Origin of the sequence: uncultured Pseudoflavonifractor sp., from assembly GCF_944387805.1 — a bacterium.
In the GTDB taxonomy this organism is placed as follows: Bacteria; Bacillota; Clostridia; order Oscillospirales; family Oscillospiraceae; genus Pseudoflavonifractor.
On sequence record NZ_CALXGI010000019.1, the window covers coordinates 1 to 18,320 of the forward strand.

The window sequence follows — 18,320 nt, forward strand, 5'->3', positions numbered from 1 at the left end:
CTCCGTAAATGCCCCGCCGCCCCGGACATAGCCGCCGGGGGCGAAGTGGCCGTTCTCGTTGATGCGGACATCCCGCCCGTATGCCTCGTAGTCGATATAGTCAATCAGTTCCTCCGGCACCGGGATGGCCCCGAACTCCTGGAGATACAGCCGCCCCAGAGCCTCCTCGTCCTCTATGTCGGGGTAGAAGTCGTAGTTGTCCAAGTTGTATGTCAGGTTGATCAGATCTTTCACATCAGCGGTATGTTCGCCGCTGTCAATGACGGCTTCGAACTTCTCCCGTTCCGCTTCGCTCATTTCCGAGAGCAGGCAGGCCAGATGGTTGAGTTCATCCAGGTTCTCATACTCGGTGAGGTACTCATAGAGCCCCAGCACATCGCCGTCAAAACTGGTGATGAAGAACTCCTGATACCGAATCCCGTCCACGCCGATGTGCTTTAGGAGGGCCTGGACTTCCTCGGCGGTGGTGGGGAATTTCAATGTTTCGCCCACCAGTTCACCCTCGGCATACTTGCCGAGATTGGTAATGTACGCCTCAAAGAGCGAGGGCATCAGCGTTTCCCCTGGCCCTTGACGGTCAGGATGCCCTCCAGGGTGGTGGCGGTGATCCCCAGGCGCTGGGCCACGGCAATGTCGTTTTTCATCTCCTCGGTGACGATATGGCCGCAGACCACCAGCACCCGGGAGCGCCGGAGCAGGTCACGGCTCATGCCGATCCCGTCTTTATGTTCCTGGGGCACCGGATCATGGAGATACAGCGGCAGAAACAGCATGGGACAAATGGGAGCGTAGCCCGCCTCATAGACGGCTCGGCAATACCGGGCCGCCTGTTCCGTGTTTTCTGCCGCAGCCCCATGCCACGGGGCAGTAATATACGCAAGGGGTCGTTTCATCTTCAAAACCTCCATATTTATGTCGTTTGATGTTTGTGGGAGCGTTCAACCCACCCCCATCCCCGCCCATTCATGGGCGGGGTGTGGCTCTGGAGGATATACCCCCGCCGCGCCGGTGGAGATAGCACAGCCGGGGCGGGCCGTCAAGGGCAAGCCGCCGCGAGGCGGCGGGCGTTCCGCCCCTTGACTGCCCGGCCCCGCCCGTGCAAAGTGGACGGCGGCGACGGGGGATATATACCGCCAGAGCTCCGGGAGAGGTACGAAAAAAGCCCTGGGACAAAGTGTCCCGGAGCGATGTTACTTGTCCTGCCAGACCTCGGGATCGGCGGACACATCCGCCTCATGGCTGTTTGCCGCCTCCAGAATGTCATAGTAGGCCCAATAGCCCTTGGACACATCCGGGAACAGCACCAGCCCACGGGGATGGTCAGCAATATACTCCTGGTCAGCCTCACGCCCCAGCAGGCGGTTGACGATGGTAACGACCTCAGCACGGGTGATTGCATCGTCGGCGTGGAAGGTGCCGTCGCCATAGCCTACCACCCAGCCATACCGGGCGGCGTCCTCAATGTAGCCCGCAGCCCAATGGCCGGAAGATACATCCCAAAAGCCGCCGTACTCCTCCATGATAGCGGGATCGCCGTCGCCGTAGGCGTCAAAGAACCGCACCGCCATCGCCGTGAACTCGGCGCGGGTGATGGGCTCGTCTCCGTGGAACAGACCGTCAATGTAGCCCACGGCGATGCCGTAGCGGGCCAGATAGGACACATATCCGGCGTACCATGCGTCGGTGGATACATCCGGGAAGGTGTTTTTTGTGGGGGCGGTGATACGCTCCCCGTTGCGCTGGGCCAGCAGACGGGCAAAGATGGTGGCCGCCTCGCTCCGGGTCATATCCCGGTCCGGCCCAAAGGTGCCGTCGGTGTAGCCCACCACATAGGCCCTGTGGGTTTCCAGCTCCACTACCTCGGGAACCGTTAGCTTGCCGTCCTCGTCGGTTTCTCCGGTTGCCTTCTGGTTCAGGTCGCCTTTAACGGTGACGGTCAAACCCTCCTGGGGCTCACGCTTCTGGTCGGTGGCAGTGACGGTGATCCGGTTGTCCTCGTCCATGTCGGTGCCGTCCGGCAGGGTGACGGTGATGGTGCCGGTTTTTCCGATGGATACTCCGGCATCCTCGATGGGACGCCCTGTTTCGTGATCCTCCACCTTAACGGTCAGGGTCCAGCGGTCTCCGTCGGCGTCCTCCCAGCCCACGGTGCCCTTGCCGTCCTCATTGGTGGTATTAGAACCATCAGGGACAGTGAGCTGCCCGGCGGTGTCGGTCTTGCCGCTGCTGAAATTGTCGTTGTGGTCAGTGACGGAAATACTCATGTCCACCACGGGGGACTTGTCCTTGACAAGCTGAACCTGGATGGTGGTCTGGTCGGCATAGTCCAGCAGGCGGCCAGAGGGCAGCCGGATGGACAGGGACTCGTCCTCGTGGAGCGTAACCGTGGCCCCGGCAACGGGGTTTTTGGTGTCCGTGTCGCTGACCGTCACCAGATAGCCGCCCACAATGGCCTCGCCGTGGGTGTCCGTGGTGGCCTGGTTGTAGATTTTCTCGATGGGCTCCTCCTCCAGCTTTTCACCGCAGACCTCGCACTCTTTATGGCGGGAACCCTCGCTGTCGGTGGTGGGCTCCTGGTCGATGATCCAGTCGCCGGGCTTGTGTCCAGCGGCGTCGGTGTAGTCGCCCTTATAGGTGTCGCCGCAGCGGGGGCAGGTATAGGTAGTGTAGCCCATTTCCGTACAGGTCGGCTCAGTCACAACGGTTTCATAATCGTGGCCCAGCGCATTTTCGATCACAGCGCCGCACTTGGTACAGAGCTGGGGCGTGATGCAGGTGGCCGCCTCACCGGGCACATGGCCCGCCGCCGCGTCGCCCTCAAGCCGGTGATAGCCGCAGCGGACGCAGCGATACTCAATCACGCCCTCGCCGGTGCAAGTGGAGCCGGTGACTTCGGTGCCCTCGTCCCAGGAATGGCCCAGGGGGTCGGTGTAGTCAGTGACAAAGGAGCTGCCGCAGCCCTCGCAGATATGGACGGTCTTGCCGCCGCCCTCGCAGGTGGCTGGGGTGGTTTTGGCAACATAGTTGTGGGGTAGGGCCGCCGTGATGTCCTCAATGTGCCGCTCTCCGCAGACCGCACACTCCCGCAGGGTGTAGCCGGGGCTGGTGCAGGTGGCAGGGACAACGGTGGTGGAGAACTCATGCTCTCCCTTGGGGGTGGTGCTTTCTTTGACCTCCCCGCACCGCTCACAGATTTCCAGCACCTTGCCGGGGGTCTCACAGGTGGCATCCCGGATGACGATGCTTTGATAAGCATGGCCCAGGGCGGCCTCATAGTCCCGCTTTTCGATCTTGCCGCAGTCTACGCACAGATAACGGTCATAACCCAGGGTCAGGCAGGTGGGGTCTACTCTGTCCAGCAGGGTCCAGTTGTGATCCTCGCCGCAGGTGCCGTCACCTTCTGTCTCCTCGGTGCTTTCGTCCCGCAGATGGACATAGGCCACGCCGTCCTCTACCATGTCGGTGTTCTGGAATGTGTAGGTGATTTCATAGTACACCGCATAGTCTCCGGCCTCGGTGTAGTTGGGGGCGCTGGTCAGGGTGCAGCCGTCTGCCGCGTGGCCGTATCGGATGGCGGTGGTGACGCCAGCCTCGGAGAGATCGGACACGGTGACGGTGTGGGGCTGGCCGTCCACCACGCCGAAGTAGTCCGCAATCACGGCTTTTGCGGCGGTGTAGGCGGTTTCCGCATAGCCGCAGTCGGTGCAGGTGTCCATTTCCACAAAGCGGTCATGGGCCAACTCCGGGCGGATAGCCGTTTCCATGTGATGACGCTCCAGGGAGGAAGAATTCTCCTTGTAGGTGCCGTAACAGAACGCGCAGTATTCGCCGCTGGTGGTGATGATGCGATGGTAGGTGCTGTCCACCTGCTCAATGTTCTGCGTTTCCGGCAATTCCTCAAAGAAATCCGCCGCACAGTCATAGAGCCAATACACATTTTTGTTGCAGGCGTAACTGGTAGCGCCCATGTTGCTGTTGATGGTGCCGCAGACCTCGCAGACGGCCTTTGTCCAGTGGTAGCCGGTATAGGTGGCGTCCTGGCCGGGGGTACCGTCCAGAAGATCGCCCTTGCTCTCGCCGTCCAGACAGGTACCGTCCGAATACTTAACATTTCGGGTCAGCGCGGTTTCACCGTTACGGGTGTACTCAGGAACACGGAACACCTCAAAGGCGGTGGCCTTGTCGCAGACGCAGCAATTAAATGTTTCCCTCGTCACCACCGAGTTTGCGTCAAGTTCGTTGGTGCGGTTCAGAGCCTCCTGCCAATGCTCCGCCGGGTTATGGTAACTGTTCTGCTGGGCGGCAAAGGCCGAGGGGATCAGGGAGAGCATGACGGCTACGACCAGAAGGAGGGCCGTCAGCCTCCGGGGGAAATGATGATTGTTTTTCAAATTACACCTCCTAAATTTGTCGCAGAAATCAGAAAAGCCCCTGGGACACTTTGTCCCAAGGGCTTACTTCTCCAGTTCCGCCTTTTTCTCCGGCGGCTGCTTTTCCTTCCACTCGTCCAGCAGGGCCATGATCTGGTCCTTCATCTGACGGGGCGTGACCTCCTTGCCAAAATACTTGCTCAATTCTGCGGTGGAAAGAATCACTTTATCTACCTCCTTTTTCTCCTGGCATAAAATGCCGTCGATGGAGTCCGGGTTCAGTTTGCCCTCCTTGTCCAACTCCCGCAGTTTCTGTGCTTGGGAAAGGGACGGGGCGGATTGTTCCCCTTCGATGGAAACCGCGATGAACTGCTGGTTTTTGGGACGGATGAAGGAAATCTCCACGGCGGGTGTAAAAGACAGCCGCTTTTCATTCACCATCTTTTGCAGTTCCGGCACCAGCTCATTGAGCCGGATATACCGCTGCACCTGCTTGTAGTTGATACCGTTGCGGGCTCCCACCACCTCAGTGGACCGTTTTCCGGCGTCCTTATCATCCTCACCCAACTTGACGCCCTGGTGCTTGATGGCCTCAACCTGCTGTTTCAGGGCCCTGGCTTTTTCCATCGGGAGAATATGCTCCCTATGGCGCAGATTATCGTCTGTCATGGTGAGGATGGCCTCGTCATCCGTCATGTTGCGGACGATGCAGGGCATATTCCGATACCCGGCCAATTCGCTGGCCTTCTGGCGGCGGTGGCCCGCCACGATCTCATAACCGCCGCCCTCACGGGGACGGACCAGGGCGGGCTGGTTTACGCCGCCGGTCTTGACGCTCTCCACCAGGGCCTGCATCTCCGCGTCATCCCGCACCTCGAAGGGGTGGTCCTTAAAGGCGTGGAGTTCGGACAGGTCAAGATAGACGATCTCCTCCTTGACCGGGCGGGTGGCGTCCCTGGGCTCGGTGGGCTGTTCCAGCGTCGGTGGTTTGGGCTCCACGGTAGAGGTGGCCTTACTGCTACCCAGAGTGCTGGAATCCTTCTTTTTAGCCGGAGCCGAGAGCTCGGCCCCTTTGCCTTGGGACTTCTTGTCCCGAGGGGCCGTCTTGCCGGGAGCGGATTTGCTCTCCTTGGGCGGGCGGCCCCGGCGGGGCGTGGGTGCGTCCGGCTGCTTACCTCTGTCCGAGGCTGGGGCCTTTTCCGGTGGTTTGCCTTTTACTGTCCCGTCACGGGCGGCGGTGAAATTCACCACCTTTCCAGCGGGGGCGGGATCTCCCATGCCGGGGATCGTGACCTGTTGATCCGTTTTTCCCGGCTGGGGCTTGTCCTCTTTGGGCGGAGTGGGCTTGTCTTTGCCCTTGGGATTGTCTTGCTTGGACGGAGCAGGTTGCTCTGCCCCAGGAGTGGGAGCCTTTTCTGCCACAGGGGGCACCGCTGCCTTGGGCGCATCCTCTACCGCAGGAGTCTCCGGTTTGGATGGGGCGGGCTGTTCCGGCACAGCGGGATCAGCCTTCATGGGCTCCGTGTTCTCCGCCTTTGCGGGCTCGTTTACCTTCCCAGCATCCGGGATGTTCTTTTTGTCGTCAGCCAATGAAAAACCTCCTTTGTCGTGAAATGGAAAAAGCCAGCCTCGCGGCTGGCCGGTGGTGTTATCTCCTCCCTTCGGATTTTTCTATATGAAAACGCCGCCCATAGTCTTGTTAGGCGGAATTTACAATCTATTATTTTACATTCTGCGGGAGATATGGTATAATATCAATCGTCAGTACGAGCGGTCAGATCAGACTTCGTTTGGCTCGCGATCAAAAAAGCGGGCGGCGTCGTACCTACGGGTACAGATGCATTTTTTCCGGCAGAAGTGCCATCAGCACCCGTCCACCCCGACACGGTGACACAGTGACACACGGGCGCGGCGACACAGTAGTTGTCCGTGTAGCCAGTGTGTATGCGTGTCTCGTTGTGGCGGTGTATGGTGATGGGGTGTTGAGCTGAACAGTATAAAGCTGTTTGGGAAGTCGGATTTGTGCTGGTGTGAATAAGGATACAAGGCTGCAATATCTCCTTGTTATTGGCGGATGGGAAGTCCCCTCAGCATCTGGGGGCCAATAATAACAAGGAGGTGAATTCCGTGAAAAAGGCGGACAAGCCGTGTGTTGTTATCCATGTCCATGTCCATGGTGACAACAACAAGGTTTCCCTGAATGAGAATCGCTCTCATGTCCCTGCTGTCGCAATCAAAGTGATCATCGCTGCGTTGGTTGCGGTAGCCGTACTGGCTGTATTCTTCTGCTGCCCTGATCAACTTCCCGATTTTGTCCGTTCTATCGGCGAAGTGATCAACAGCTAGCACCAGCACATTTTAAGAATTGAGGTGTAATGCCTTTTGAAATATACCGATTGTCCGCTGTATGGAATTCAATCCAAAAAAATGTTGAAATATGTTCTACATATTAAAAATGGTGATTTATTGAGACAGGACTGCGTTGTTTCAATGATTAGTCCCTATATTGATAAAACTAAAAAACCTCGACTCATTGAGCCACCGCAGGCTGAATTGAAAACTGTGCAAAAACGAATGAAAACATTATTGGGAAAAATCCAAGTGCCCGATAATGTTTTTTCTGGTATTAAGGGGAGATCATATTCTGATAATGCGCGTCTCCATTTGGGCAGGAGTAAGCGAAACTTATACAAAATTGATTTGACCGCTTTTTTCCCCTCGATTAGTAGAGAAACAGTCTACCGTTTTTTCTTTGAAGATTTGTGCTGTTCTCCTGATGTTGCTGAGATATTGACGAATTTAACTACCATTGACCTTAAAAAGCTCAACCAAAGCAACCTGTTGGAAGTTTATGATTTCTTGGCTAACAAAGGGGTTAAATGCTATAACCATTTGATTTCCGGGGCACCAACAAGCCAAATCCTTTCATACTTGGTTAATCACAAAATGTTCGATGAATTGCAGTCTTTATCAGATAAAAACAATGTGACGATGACGATTTATGTAGATGATGTGGTATTTTCAAGCGAACATAAGATTTCATCAGAATTTAGACAATCTGTACTGTCCCTTATCAAAAAATATAATTACCAAGTATCTCGGAAAAAAGTTAAAGGATATTCCAAAACATATCCCAAATTAGTAACGGGGGTTATAATCAATAGCGAAGGTAAGGCTACAATCAAAAATGCACTTAGAAAAAAGATTGTGGTTGAATATGAGCACCTTCGCAATAATCCAACTGACACTAAGAGTCGCCAGCGGTTGCGAGGTTTGGTAACTGCTGCACGGCAAGTTGATAAATCAGCTTATCCTAATATCCGAAAATTTGCATTTGATAGCCCTACAAAAGAATAAAGCCACCTCTTGAAAATTTGGTGGCCTTATAATGTCGCTTTATAGGATAAAAACCTCTTGCTGACGGCTTGCAACCATTGATATGACTGGATTTTTCCAAGTCCTATAATTACACTCGGACCAAACAATGATAATCCGAACTACATTATTCAAGTGGGTAATGTGTTCGGATTTATCATTTCTATTGAGAATATTTTTTTAGGAAAAGCGACAGGAAATACTCCCTGTCGCTTTTAATTTACAATGTTTTTACAGTGTGTTGCTTTCGATTCCTCTCCCTCCTGCTTTTTATATGTCGAAAGCCGTCTCTATTTGACCTGCCCGGAGCGCCGTGGAAAGCGCCAGCTTTTTGACCTCTCCGCTGTCAAAAGCAACGATGGCAATATCTCCGCTGCGGCTTACCAGGGTCCCGGCGCCAAAGCTTCTGTGGCGCACCCTTGCGCCCGGGGTATACTCCGCCGAAAGCTGAGACGCCTGCTCCCTGGTCAGTTTGTTTCTTACTGCAATTTTTTTCGCCGGCATTTTCTCCTTTTCCTTGGGCGGGAAGATTTCAAGCGCAAATGTCGACTCCAAGCCCACTTTTCGGAAGGTAAAGATGTCCAGTTCCCGCCTGGCCCGGGTCATTCCCACATAGAACAGCCGCCGCTCCTCCTCGTAGGCCTCCAGCTCCTGGGGGGGTGCCCCCCGTTCCGGCAGAAATTTGGGCAGCATTCCATCCGCCACGTCCATCAGGATCACGCGATCATACTCCAGCCCCTTGCTGGAGTGGATGGTGGAGAGCACAAAGGGGCAGTCCTCTGTCCTGCCCGTCCCCGCCTGCACCAACTCCCGCAGTTCCTCCAGCCGGTCCAGAAGCCGTCCCGGCGTGGGTTCCTCTGCCCCGAGGGCTTCCAGAATTTCCGCTTTGTTCAGATCCCCGCCCCGCTCTTCCAGATAGCTGCCATAGCCCATGAAATGTACGATGCGGTAAACCGCCTTGTCTCCCGGCTCCTCCAGCATGTTGTTCATATGGGTCTGAAGCGAACGGCACTGCTTCCTGGTCCATGGCGAGGCTGCCGCCGAAGATGAAATGTAGTCCAGAATGGTCTCCCCTGCCCTGCCCGCTTGAACAGCCGCCTCCTGAGCCAGAGACCTGCTGATACCCGCTCCCAGCTTGTAGTAGATGTTCAGGAAGTACTCGGCGTTATCCGGCTCCTGCGCAAAGCGGATAATGTCCGTAATATCCCGCACCACACGATTGCTGAAAAACAGGCTCTCTACCTGGCGGCAGCGATATGGAATACCCGATCGCTCCAGAAGATCCATCAGCGGCAGAGCGCTGTCGTTATCCCGGTAGAGCACAGCCGTCTCCGTGCTGCAGTCCTCCGCCATTTTGCAGAGATAGCGGTATTGCTTCTGCCGGTCGTAGACGGAAATCTCCCGAAGCTCCGGCCCGTTCCCCTGAGTGGCCCGCATGTGCTTAGGATGCCGGTTTCGGTTCTTTTGGATGAACCGGTCCGCCGCCGCCACAATCTGCCCTGTGGAGCGGTAGTTCTGTTCCATATACAGCACTTTGGCATTGGGATAGGCCCGGTCAAACTCGGTAAGCGCCTGGGGGTAGGCCGCCCGGAAGCCGTAGATGCTCTGGTCCTCATCTCCCACCATGAACAGATTTCCGTTCTGTCCCGCCAACAGCCGGATGATGGTGTGCTGAATTTTAGAGGTATCCTGCGCTTCATCCACGCAGAAATACTGATACCGGTCCCGGACCGCGCCCAAAATACGGGGATACTGCCGCAGGATCTGGAGCGCATAGACCATTTGGTCGTCAAAGTCCATCAGCCGTCTCTCCCGCAGTGCCTTACAGTACGACTGATAAAACGCCGGGAAGTTCAGCCCTTCCGCCTCGATTTCGGACAGTTCTTCCCCCTTGAGCATTTGGTTCTTGACATAGGTAATGGCGGTCTGAAGGCCCTTTATAGTGCTCTCCGTGGCGAAGTCGTTGGTCTGGTTTCGGTAGAGCTCTCCCAGCAGGGCGCTCTTCTGTCCGCCGTCCTCCAGCAGGCGGAAGGCGGATCGGCCCATGACGCGCTCATAGTAGCGGATAATTCGGCTGCATATGCCGTTGATGGTGCGGAAGCTCAGCCGCTTTGCCGCCTCCTCTCCAAAATAGGAGGCAAAGCGCCGCTCCATATCCTTAGCGGCCGCCACAGTGTAGGTCATGGTAAGGATACTCTCAGGCCGGATGCCCTGCACGCAGCACATATAGCCCAGCCGCGTCACCAGAACAGTGGTCTTTCCGCTGCCGGGTACCGCCAGCAGCAGCACTGGCCCCTCCACCGCCTGCACCGCCGCCGCCTGCTGAGGGTCCAGGTGAATGGAAAATTTCTTTTTAAATTGGGAAAAATCCATTACATACTCCAATATCCAGCGCATCCCGCCCTGGCATGCGGCTGGTTTCTCTTTTCTTTCGGTACGCACCATTATAGCCTCAGGGAGAAAAACCGTCAACGGAAAGGACCCTTTGCCCGCCGCCCTTCAGCCCCGGCTGTAGCGTTGACATGCACTGAGGCATATGTTAGAATGCTACCATTCACTCTGCACTGCGCTCTGTCCCCAACCGGGACAACTACAAGTACAAACTGATCAGGCCGCGGATTTGAGCGAAAATCCATGGAGCCGGGCCGCATTTGCGGCAGCAGATGATCTTTTATGCATCTGTGGGACAGTTGTATGTTCCACGGGTGCATTTTTTATATTTCTGAGGCATGCACAGCTGATGGTTGCGATCAGATTCCAAATCGTCATTTTTCATTTGGAGGATTTTATGGTCAAACAAGCAAATGAAAGCCTGGCTGTGCACGTCTCTTTCGTAACAATACTGTGGAATTGCCTGCTTACAGCGTTCAAGCTGATAGCAGGCATTGCGGCCCATTCCGGCGCTATGATATCGGATGCCATCCACTCTGCCTCCGACGTTCTCAGTACCTTTGTGGTTATTGTGGGGGTAAAACTCTCAGGCAGGGAGTCAGACAGGGAGCACCCCTTTGGACATGAACGGTTTGAGTGTGTGGCCGCCTTGATTCTCGCGCTGCTGCTGGCTGTTACTGGTCTGGGAATCGGCTGGGCGGGTATTCAGAACATCATAGGCGGCAGCGCCGCACTGGCGGTCCCCGGCCAGTTGGCCCTGGCGGCGGCCGTCATCTCCATTGTAGTTAAAGAGGCTATGTACTGGTATACACGCGCTGCCGCCAGGAAGATTGATTCTTCCGCCCTGATGGCCGACGCCTGGCATCACCGCTCTGATGCTCTGTCCTCTGTGGGCAGCTTTTTGGGCATTCTGGGCGCCCGGCTGGGCCTTCTGGTGCTGGACCCCATTGCCAGCGTTGTCATCTGCCTGTTCATTCTCAAGGCCGCCTATGATATTTTCCGGGATGCCATCTCCAAAATGCTGGATACTGCTTGCTCCAATGAGGTGGAGGAGCAGATGCGGAATGTGGCGATGTCCCAGGATGGCGTACTGGGTGTGGACCGGCTTCAGACCCGCCTTTTTGGCGATCGCATCTATGTGGAGATTGATATTGCCGCTGACGGCAGTACTTCTCTGACCCAAGCCCACGAGGCGGCAACCAGAGTCCATGATGCTATTGAGCAACAGTTTCCCAAGGTCAAACACTGCATGGTTCACGTCAATCCCATGGAGGTCCGCTCTTTGGGATAAGACAGTTATAAACACCCGCCCAGGAGGACGCTATGTTCCACACACTTCTTGTAGGCCCCAGCGGCAGGGGCAGAGCAATTTGGATAAAGCGGCTTTTAGCAGAGTTGGACCCCACCCCCCTCTGGGGCTACCACACCCCAAAGGAGCAGCCGGACGCATCCGGCCGCTCCCAAATTCGACTCTGCCCTGTGGGCTGTTCCGCGGAACAGAACAGTCCGGTCCTGTTGGGCTGGTGCAAGGACAGACAGGCCACCGCCATCCCATACGCCTTTGAGGATTGCGCTGGTATTATTGAGCAGGCGGGTCTCCATGGGCTGCTCCTGTTAGATGAACTGGGAGCCATGGAGAGCCATTCCCCTCGTTTCTGCCGGGCGGTATTGGATGCCTTGGACCGGAACCTGCCAATTCTGGCCTGGGTTCGGGATTTGGATACGCCTTTTCTCTCTGCCGTACGCACCCACCCAAAGGCCAGATGCTTTTATCCGCCCCCTGTCTATGATCCGGCTCTGTTTGAGACGCTGTCTGCCTTTCTTACTGCACAGCTGAATGCAGGCCGCTGATCCCTTGGTTTTGAGAAAACAGATAAAAATCCGCCGGCAACAATGCGACGTCCGCAGAGACGCAGCCAGCATAACCGGATTCGAACCAGCAGGTGACGGCGGCGATTTTCACGCGTCTCTATCCTAAAAGGCCGCTGAGCATATGGGAAATAAAAAAGTCCGTATTCCTTACAGAATACGGACTTGGTCCGAGTGACTGGATTCGAACCAGCGGCCTCTTGAACCCCATTCAAGCGCGATACCAAACTTCGCCACACCCGGATATTCACTTTTTTCATATACAGAACGTCTCCGTTCACAAAAGAAGTTGACAGCAATTTATCTGTCAACTTCTTTTGTGAGTTTGGTCCGAGTGACTGGATTCGAACCAGCGGCCTCTTGAACCCCATTCAAGCGCGATACCAAACTTCGCCACACCCGGATATCTCATTCTGCTGTCGCTTCAGGCGACTTTGATATGATAGCACAGCTCCTCAGATTATGCAAGTGTTTTTTCGAAGTTTTTCAAAATTTTCTTTCTCCCCATCCCTCTTCTCTCTTCCCGGAGTCCATGCCCTTGCAGCTATCCTATACATTCCTTATTTCTTAACGAGTTCATATTAAAATACTTTTTACTGCCTGGTTCCAGGGCGTCTGTTTTCAGACCCCCTGGATTTTTGAAAATTCCGGATTTTCCTCTTGACATTTTCTTACCTCCGAATATAATAACATATGAACAATAGCTCATTTGTTTTTAGGAGGGATTCCATGGACGAGCAAAACACCATTGAGCGCTGCGACTATATCCATGCCCACGAGGACATTATTGCTAAGGTCAACGAGAATATGCCGGACGAAGAGATTCTCTACGATCTGGCTGAGCTTTTCAAGATCTTTGGCGACTCCACCCGCATCAAAATCCTCTATGTGCTCTTTGAGTCAGAGATGTGCGTATGCGACATCGCCCAGCTGCTCAACATGACCCAATCGGCTATCTCCCACCAGCTGCGGGCCCTGAAGCAGAGCAAGCTGGTCAAGTACCGCCGTGAGGGTAAAACCGTGTTCTACTCTCTGGCTGATGACCACGTCCGCTCTATTCTGGACCAGGGCATGGAACACGTGGCAGAGTAAATCCTCTTCCCCCACTGACTGCAGAATGCAAAATTCGGAAAGGAGTTTTTCTTATGAAGAAGCGCTATAAAATGGTAGATCTGGACTGTGCCAACTGTGCTGCCAAGATGGAGGACGCCATCCGTAAAATCGACGGCGTCAACGATGTTTCGGTCAGCTTTCTCGCCCAAAAGCTGACCATCGATGCCGACGAGAGCCGCCTGGACGACATTATGGCTCAGGTAGTCAAGACCTGCAAGCGGGTGGAGCCCGACTGCACCATTGTCCTCTGATTGATTATGGGTGGCGCCCGAATCCGCCCGGGGCCGGAGGCTCCGTCTCTTAGGAGGCATTATGAACAAGAAACAGAAACGAATGCTCCTGCGTATCCTGCTCAGTGCGGCTTTACTTCTGGCCGCGGTTCTCCTTCCTCTCAGCAATTTTCCCTTCCTGCGCCTGGCCGTATTCCTGATCCCCTACGGAGTGATCGGCTGGGACGTGCTGTGGCGGGCGATCCGCAACATTGCCCACGGACAAGTTTTTGATGAGAATTTTCTCATGGCCCTAGCCACAGTGGGCGCTTTCTTCACCGGCGAATTCCCAGAAGCCGTGTTCGTTATGCTCTTCTACCAGGTAGGCGAGCTGTTCCAGAGCTGCGCCGTGGATAAATCCCGCAAATCCATCTCTCAGCTGATGGATATCCGGCCCGACTACGCCAACGTGGAGCGGGACGGACAGCTGGTCCAGGCAGATCCGGAGGACGTAGCAGTTGGTGATGTCATCGTCATCAAGCCCGGCGAGCGAATTCCTCTGGACGGCGTGGTACTGGAGGGCTCCTCCACCATCAACACCTCCGCCCTCACCGGCGAGTCCCTCCCTCGGGACGCGGCGGCGGGCAGCGATGTCATCAGCGGCTGCGTCAATCTGACCGGCCTGCTGCGGGTGCAGGTCACCAAGGCCTTCGAGGAATCCACTGTTGCCAGAATCCTGGACCTGGTGGAGAACTCCAGCAGCAAGAAGGCCAAGGCAGAGCACTTCATCACCAAGTTTGCCCGCATCTATACCCCCGTGGTGGTGGTGGCTGCTGTGCTGCTTGCCCTCCTTCTCCCCTTCTTCATCCATGTCCCCTGGACAGAGAGCGTGCACCGGGCGCTCATCTTTCTGGTTATCTCCTGCCCCTGCGCACTGGTTATCTCGGTGCCCCTCTCCTTCTTTGGCGGCATCGGCGGCGCATCCCGGCAGGGTATTCTGGTCAAGGGCGGCAACTATCTGGAAGCCCTGGCCAACACAGAGACCGTGGTTTTTGATAAGACCGGCACCCTTACCCAGGGTGTGTTCAATGTCACCGCCATCCACCCTGACCAGTGCTCCGAGCGGCAGCTGCTGGAGTTAGCCGCCCTGGCTGAGTCCTACTCCGATCACCCCATCTCCCGTTCTCTCCGTGAGGCCTGGGGTATGGAGCTGGACCGGAATCGGGTATCCGACGTGGAGGAGCGTTCCGGCAAGGGCGTATGCGCCCAGGTAGACGGCGTTCCTGTGTGGGTGGGCAACGGCAAGCTGATGGACGAGATTGGCGTAACCTGGCACCCCTGTCACAAGGTGGGGACTACGGTCCATGTGGCTTCCCAAGGCACTTATCTGGGCCACATCGTCATTTCCGACCAGGTAAAGCCGGATGCCGCTCAGGCCATTAAGGACCTGAAGGCCGCCGGGGTAAGCCGAACCGTTATGCTCACCGGCGATACTGCCGCAGTGGGTGAGGCCGTGGCAGCTGAGCTGGGACTGGATGAGGTACATGCACAGCTGCTCCCAGCGGACAAGGTGGACCAGGTAGAGGCTCTGCTGAAGGAAAAGAGTTCCAAAGGCACTTTGGCCTTTGTGGGTGACGGCATCAACGACGCTCCTGTCCTCTCTCGGGCGGACGTGGGGATTGCCATGGGCGCTCTCGGCTCTGACGCCGCCATTGAGGCCGCCGACGTGGTGCTTATGGACGACAAGCCCTCCAAAATTGCGGTGGCCATCCGTATCGCCCGCAGAACCCGTCGCATTGTGCTCCAGAACATTGTCTTTGCCCTGGCTGTCAAGCTGCTGGTGCTCTTCCTGGGCGCTGCCGGAGATGCCACCATGTGGGCGGCAGTCTTTGCCGACGTGGGTGTATCGGTTATCGCCATCCTCAACGCCACGAGAGCCCTAAAAATAAAGTAACCTATAAAAAATTCCCCTTGATGCAGGAACATCAGGGGGAATTTTTTATGCCGAGAAAATGCCAAAAATCGGGAAACGGGCCCGCGGGAAGTGCGGTAGTGTAAGCACGGTGAATTGCACCGAGAAGGCTCCTTCACCGGCTGAAGGGAGCCTTTTATGCCGTCCTCATAACCAGGCTCTCCAGCTGTATCGGCGCATCGGTTATTCTCATTTTGTTCTGAATTTTTGTAATGCAAATCTATTGACAGAATTGACTATTTTTTGTATATTAAGTTCGATACTTTTGACATTCTGACAATCACATTCACGCTTTATCTACTCTTTTCTCATTTAGCCTGTCCGCAGAGGTTTATCAAGGGGAGCGCGCTCCCCTTGATCTGCACATGTGCAGATCGCATTTCCTTTTATTTCCACATTTCTGTGTGTTGTCCGTTTCTGCATTCCCCGGAAATCTGTTTTGTCCGTTATTTCACTAAGGAGGAGATCTAGTATGGCAAAAAATGAGCAAACAAGCGGCGCCTCAACAGAATACGCATTCAATAAGGTTCCTGAGTCGGCAAAGGTAACGGCTGGCAGTCTGTTCATGATTTGGGCTGGTTACGCCATCTCTCTGGCCGACTTTGTCTCGGGTACCACTATCGGCTACCAGATGAATTTCCGCGACGCGATTCTCTCTTGTCTCATTGCAAACCTGATTCTTGTATTTGTCGGTGTGTTTATGGGCCGCCTGGCCTATCGAACCGGCCTGACCACCTCCCTCATCTCCAGAAAGGCCTTCGGGAAAAAGGGTTCCATTTTCTTCTCTGCCATTCTCTGCTTTTCCGCGGTCAACTGGGTTGCCGTTAATGGCGATACTTTCGGCCAGTTGGTCAGTCAAGTTTTCACCTGGTGGCCCCTGCCTGTGGCAATTACTGCCGCGCTCTGCATCGTTCTGTGGGCTACCTCTGCTATCAAAGGCATCTCCGGTCTGAAAATTCTTGGCTGGGTGGGTGTCCCCTGCGCCTTGATCCTTGCCGCCTTCTTTGTGCTCTTTGTTCAATTGAAGGTAGGCCTCGGTTCTGTTATTACTTACCAGCCGCCTGAGGGGATGCGCCTTTCCTTTATGAGCGCTACCGCCTCCTTTATTGGCACCTGGATCTTCGGCTGCACCATTTCGCCGGATATCTGCCGTTTTGCCAAAAAGGAATCCACAATCCTGCCTGTTGGTTTCATCTCGCTAATGTTGGGGCAGTTTGGTCTGGAAGTCATCGGCATCATTACCGCACAGGCTACCAAGCAGGACAGCTTCACAAATGTCAGCGTTCAGCTTGGTCTGGGCGTGCTGGTTTTCTTCTGCTCTCTGTTTGCTCTTTGGACCACTCAGGCCAATAATATGTACAGCGCCGGCCTGGCCTTCCAAAACATCCTTGCGGACACGCCCGCTGAGGGAAAGGTAAAGAACAGCGTGATGGTCTCTATCATCGCTGTGGCCGCCGCCATCTTTGCCGCCTGCGGCGCTACCAATTTCCTTCTTCCCATTACCAACTTCCTCTCTGTGCTGGTGCCCCCCATTACCGGGTTGATGATGGGCGAATATTTGGTTGTCAAGCGCTCCAAGGAAAACAAAACCATTAACTGGATCGCCATTGTCTCCTGGATTGCCGGCGCCGTAGCAGCCAGGTTGCTTGGAGAGATCTTTATTACTGCCATTGTTGGTATTGTGGTCACCTTTGTGTGCTATGTGGTCCTCAGCAAGTTGTTGGACAACAAGGTAAACGCCGACGTAATGTGATGATCCAGACAGATTTCCGACGGAAAAAAGGTGGAAATGGGCAGTGCCCATTTCCACCTTTTTAAATTATTCCAGCCAGCGGATGGGACCCCAGCGCTTTTCGGCAGCTTGATAAAGGCGCCAGGCCAGCCAGGCGCAGAACAGGCCCACCAGGCACCCGGCGAGCACATCGGAAGGGAAATGGACCCCCACATACAGCCGTGAGAGCCCCATAAGCACAGCCAGCACTACAGCAGTCCGCCGCATCCAGCGTCTGGGCAGCGTCCTGAACCATACGCCGGCAGAGGCAAACGCCGCGCAGGTATGTCCCGACGGGAAGGAGTTCGGGTCATTCTCTATCACCAGGAAGTAAAGTCCCTTTACGGTCAGCCAAGGACGGGGCCGGGCTACCAGGTGCTTAATTGCAACATTGGTAAACAGCAGGCCCAGCAGCATGGCAATCAGGGACAGCAACCCTGCCCGGCGGGTCTTGCGGAAAAAGAGCATTGCCACAGAGAGCACGATCCAGATTATTCCCGCATTGCCCAGCTGGGTATAAAATGTCACCAGCGGGTTGAGCACCTCGCAGCGTACAAATTCCTGAATCCAGAGCAGAACGGCCCCGTCCAGGCTGAGCAGTATATCCAGCAACGATTTTCCTCCTTTTACATATGGGTGATAAAAAGGGCGGGGTCTCCCCCGCCCTGTCTTGTTTTATGTCAGGCCGCCGGCTCCACGGTCTCGCAGGTCTGAATAATGCCGTTGACCAGTTCAAAGGTCTTGGTCTTGACAATGTGAGTCTTGCCGATGCGGACCTCCTGAGTGCCAACCGCCTGGGTAATGGGGTTGGTGATGGTGGCCCGGATGGTGAAGTTGACGCTGACATAACCGGGCTGCGCGCTGGCCACCACAGTGCCGTCCTCCTTCTCCACCGGGATGAGATAGGGCTCAGAGGAGACATCCAGCACATATGCATCCAGCATAGAGCCGTCCGCCATCAGCTGAGCGCCCTCGCCGCCGGCCTCTACCTGGGCTTTCACCGCCTCATAGACCGACTCCTGGACCAGAGGAACCTTGACTGTGTACTCAATCTGGGTGGTGCTGTTATCGCCGGGAATTCCCGCGTCCTTGCCCAGGAACTTCAGGGCCACCACAGCGGCCACAGCCACAATCAGAACCAGCACAATCAGATCGATAACATTGATCTTACCAAACAGCCGGCCCTTTTCATCCACGATTTTTCCTTTTTTTTCATTCATTCTGAGAAACCTCCGTGTGCGCTGTCAATG

The 18,320-nt window shown here is 55.3% G+C and carries 16 protein-coding genes, 2 tRNA genes and 1 riboswitch; of the genes, 8 read left to right on the forward strand and 10 right to left on the reverse strand.

What is annotated here, in order from left to right; genetic code table 11:
• The 4 genes from Q0K06_RS06785 to Q0K06_RS06800 form a co-directional block, all read right to left on the reverse strand.
• Positions 1-552, reverse strand: a 552-nt coding sequence (locus Q0K06_RS06785) for an antirestriction protein ArdA (RefSeq protein ID WP_294550322.1), incomplete at its 3' end; no start/stop codon positions are given.
• Positions 552-893 carry a hypothetical protein gene (locus Q0K06_RS06790; RefSeq protein ID WP_294550325.1) on the reverse strand — a complete coding sequence of 114 codons (342 nt, stop codon included), beginning with the start codon at positions 891-893 and terminating at the stop codon, positions 552-554. The genes Q0K06_RS06790 and Q0K06_RS06785, both read right to left, overlap by 1 nt.
• A gap of 297 nt (positions 894-1,190) precedes the next feature.
• Complete coding sequence (locus Q0K06_RS06795) at positions 1,191-4,391, reverse strand: S-layer homology domain-containing protein (RefSeq protein WP_294550328.1); 3,201 nt, start codon at positions 4,389-4,391, stop codon at positions 1,191-1,193.
• Positions 4,392-4,454: 63 nt separating this feature from the next.
• Positions 4,455-5,960 (reverse strand): ParB/RepB/Spo0J family partition protein, encoded by a 1,506-nt coding sequence (locus Q0K06_RS06800; RefSeq protein WP_365924963.1) that lies wholly within the window; start codon positions 5,958-5,960, stop codon positions 4,455-4,457.
• Between the two features lie 537 nt (positions 5,961-6,497).
• Here Q0K06_RS06800 and Q0K06_RS06805 point away from each other — a divergent pair.
• Positions 6,498-6,716: a hypothetical protein gene (locus tag Q0K06_RS06805; RefSeq protein ID WP_294550331.1), complete on the forward strand. Its 219-nt coding sequence runs from the start codon at positions 6,498-6,500 to the stop codon at positions 6,714-6,716.
• A 36-nt stretch (positions 6,717-6,752) separates the two neighbouring features.
• Positions 6,753-7,727: a reverse transcriptase family protein gene (locus Q0K06_RS06810; protein ID WP_294550334.1), complete on the forward strand. Its 975-nt coding sequence runs from the start codon at positions 6,753-6,755 to the stop codon at positions 7,725-7,727.
• 288 nt (positions 7,728-8,015) lie between these two features.
• Here the strand turns inward: Q0K06_RS06810 and Q0K06_RS06815 are convergent, their stop codons facing one another.
• Positions 8,016-10,118 carry an ATP-dependent helicase gene (locus tag Q0K06_RS06815; protein ID WP_294550337.1) on the reverse strand — a complete coding sequence of 701 codons (2,103 nt, stop codon included), beginning with the start codon at positions 10,116-10,118 and terminating at the stop codon, positions 8,016-8,018.
• Between the two features lie 220 nt (positions 10,119-10,338).
• Positions 10,339-10,437, forward strand: a riboswitch (NiCo riboswitch).
• A 96-nt stretch (positions 10,438-10,533) separates the two neighbouring features.
• Between Q0K06_RS06815 and Q0K06_RS06820 the strand changes: the two genes are divergently transcribed.
• Complete coding sequence (locus tag Q0K06_RS06820) at positions 10,534-11,427, forward strand: cation diffusion facilitator family transporter (RefSeq protein WP_294550340.1); 894 nt, start codon at positions 10,534-10,536, stop codon at positions 11,425-11,427.
• Between the two features lie 32 nt (positions 11,428-11,459).
• A complete protein-coding gene (locus Q0K06_RS13920) occupies positions 11,460-11,987 on the forward strand; it encodes a nucleoside-triphosphatase (protein ID WP_365924969.1) in 528 nt (175 codons plus the stop codon).
• On the opposite strand, the gene Q0K06_RS06825 is transcribed toward Q0K06_RS13920, so the two are convergent.
• From Q0K06_RS06825 to Q0K06_RS06835, 3 genes are all read right to left on the reverse strand, one after another.
• On the reverse strand, positions 11,959-12,099 hold the full coding sequence (locus Q0K06_RS06825) for a hypothetical protein (RefSeq protein WP_294550343.1): 141 nt from the start codon (positions 12,097-12,099) through the stop codon (positions 11,959-11,961). The genes Q0K06_RS13920 and Q0K06_RS06825 overlap by 29 nt on opposite strands.
• A gap of 72 nt (positions 12,100-12,171) precedes the next feature.
• Positions 12,172-12,248, reverse strand: a tRNA-Pro gene (locus Q0K06_RS06830).
• A gap of 83 nt (positions 12,249-12,331) precedes the next feature.
• A tRNA-Pro gene (locus Q0K06_RS06835) sits at positions 12,332-12,408 on the reverse strand.
• Between the two features lie 326 nt (positions 12,409-12,734).
• On the opposite strand from Q0K06_RS06835, the gene Q0K06_RS06840 reads away from it, so the two are divergent.
• From Q0K06_RS06840 to Q0K06_RS06855, 4 genes are all read left to right on the forward strand, one after another.
• A complete protein-coding gene (locus Q0K06_RS06840) occupies positions 12,735-13,097 on the forward strand; it encodes a metalloregulator ArsR/SmtB family transcription factor (protein WP_294550346.1) in 363 nt (120 codons plus the stop codon).
• A gap of 53 nt (positions 13,098-13,150) precedes the next feature.
• Entirely contained in the window at positions 13,151-13,369 is a 219-nt protein-coding gene (locus Q0K06_RS06845) for a cation transporter (protein WP_294550349.1), read from the forward strand.
• 61 nt (positions 13,370-13,430) lie between these two features.
• Positions 13,431-15,281, forward strand: a complete 1,851-nt coding sequence (locus tag Q0K06_RS06850) for a heavy metal translocating P-type ATPase (RefSeq protein ID WP_294550352.1) — start codon at positions 13,431-13,433, stop codon at positions 15,279-15,281.
• A 490-nt stretch (positions 15,282-15,771) separates the two neighbouring features.
• Entirely contained in the window at positions 15,772-17,052 is a 1,281-nt protein-coding gene (locus Q0K06_RS06855) for a cytosine permease (RefSeq protein WP_294550355.1), read from the forward strand.
• Between the two features lie 66 nt (positions 17,053-17,118).
• On the opposite strand, the gene Q0K06_RS06860 is transcribed toward Q0K06_RS06855, so the two are convergent.
• Entirely contained in the window at positions 17,119-17,682 is a 564-nt protein-coding gene (locus tag Q0K06_RS06860) for a phosphatase PAP2 family protein (RefSeq protein ID WP_294550358.1), read from the reverse strand.
• A 68-nt stretch (positions 17,683-17,750) separates the two neighbouring features.
• A complete protein-coding gene (locus Q0K06_RS06865; RefSeq protein WP_294550362.1) occupies positions 17,751-18,290 on the reverse strand; it encodes a DUF4330 domain-containing protein in 540 nt (179 codons plus the stop codon).
• Positions 18,291-18,320: the final 30 nt, after the last annotated feature.

Excerpts from the sequence above, each read along its gene's own strand:
- Q0K06_RS06790 (WP_294550325.1), bottom strand. The coding sequence starts at position 893 with ATGAAACGACCCCTTGCGTATATTACTGCCCCGTGGCATGGGGCTGCG.
- Q0K06_RS06815 (WP_294550337.1), bottom strand. The coding sequence starts at position 10,118 with ATGGATTTTTCCCAATTTAAAAAGAAATTTTCCATTCACCTGGACCCT.
- Q0K06_RS06820 (WP_294550340.1), top strand. The coding sequence starts at position 10,534 with ATGGTCAAACAAGCAAATGAAAGCCTGGCTGTGCACGTCTCTTTCGTA.
- Q0K06_RS13920 (WP_365924969.1), top strand. The coding sequence starts at position 11,460 with ATGTTCCACACACTTCTTGTAGGCCCCAGCGGCAGGGGCAGAGCAATT.
- Q0K06_RS06840 (WP_294550346.1), top strand. The coding sequence starts at position 12,735 with ATGGACGAGCAAAACACCATTGAGCGCTGCGACTATATCCATGCCCAC.
- Q0K06_RS06845 (WP_294550349.1), top strand. The coding sequence starts at position 13,151 with ATGAAGAAGCGCTATAAAATGGTAGATCTGGACTGTGCCAACTGTGCT.
- Q0K06_RS06850 (WP_294550352.1), top strand. The coding sequence starts at position 13,431 with ATGAACAAGAAACAGAAACGAATGCTCCTGCGTATCCTGCTCAGTGCG.
- Q0K06_RS06855 (WP_294550355.1), top strand. The coding sequence starts at position 15,772 with ATGGCAAAAAATGAGCAAACAAGCGGCGCCTCAACAGAATACGCATTC.
- Q0K06_RS06865 (WP_294550362.1), bottom strand. The coding sequence starts at position 18,290 with ATGAATGAAAAAAAAGGAAAAATCGTGGATGAAAAGGGCCGGCTGTTT.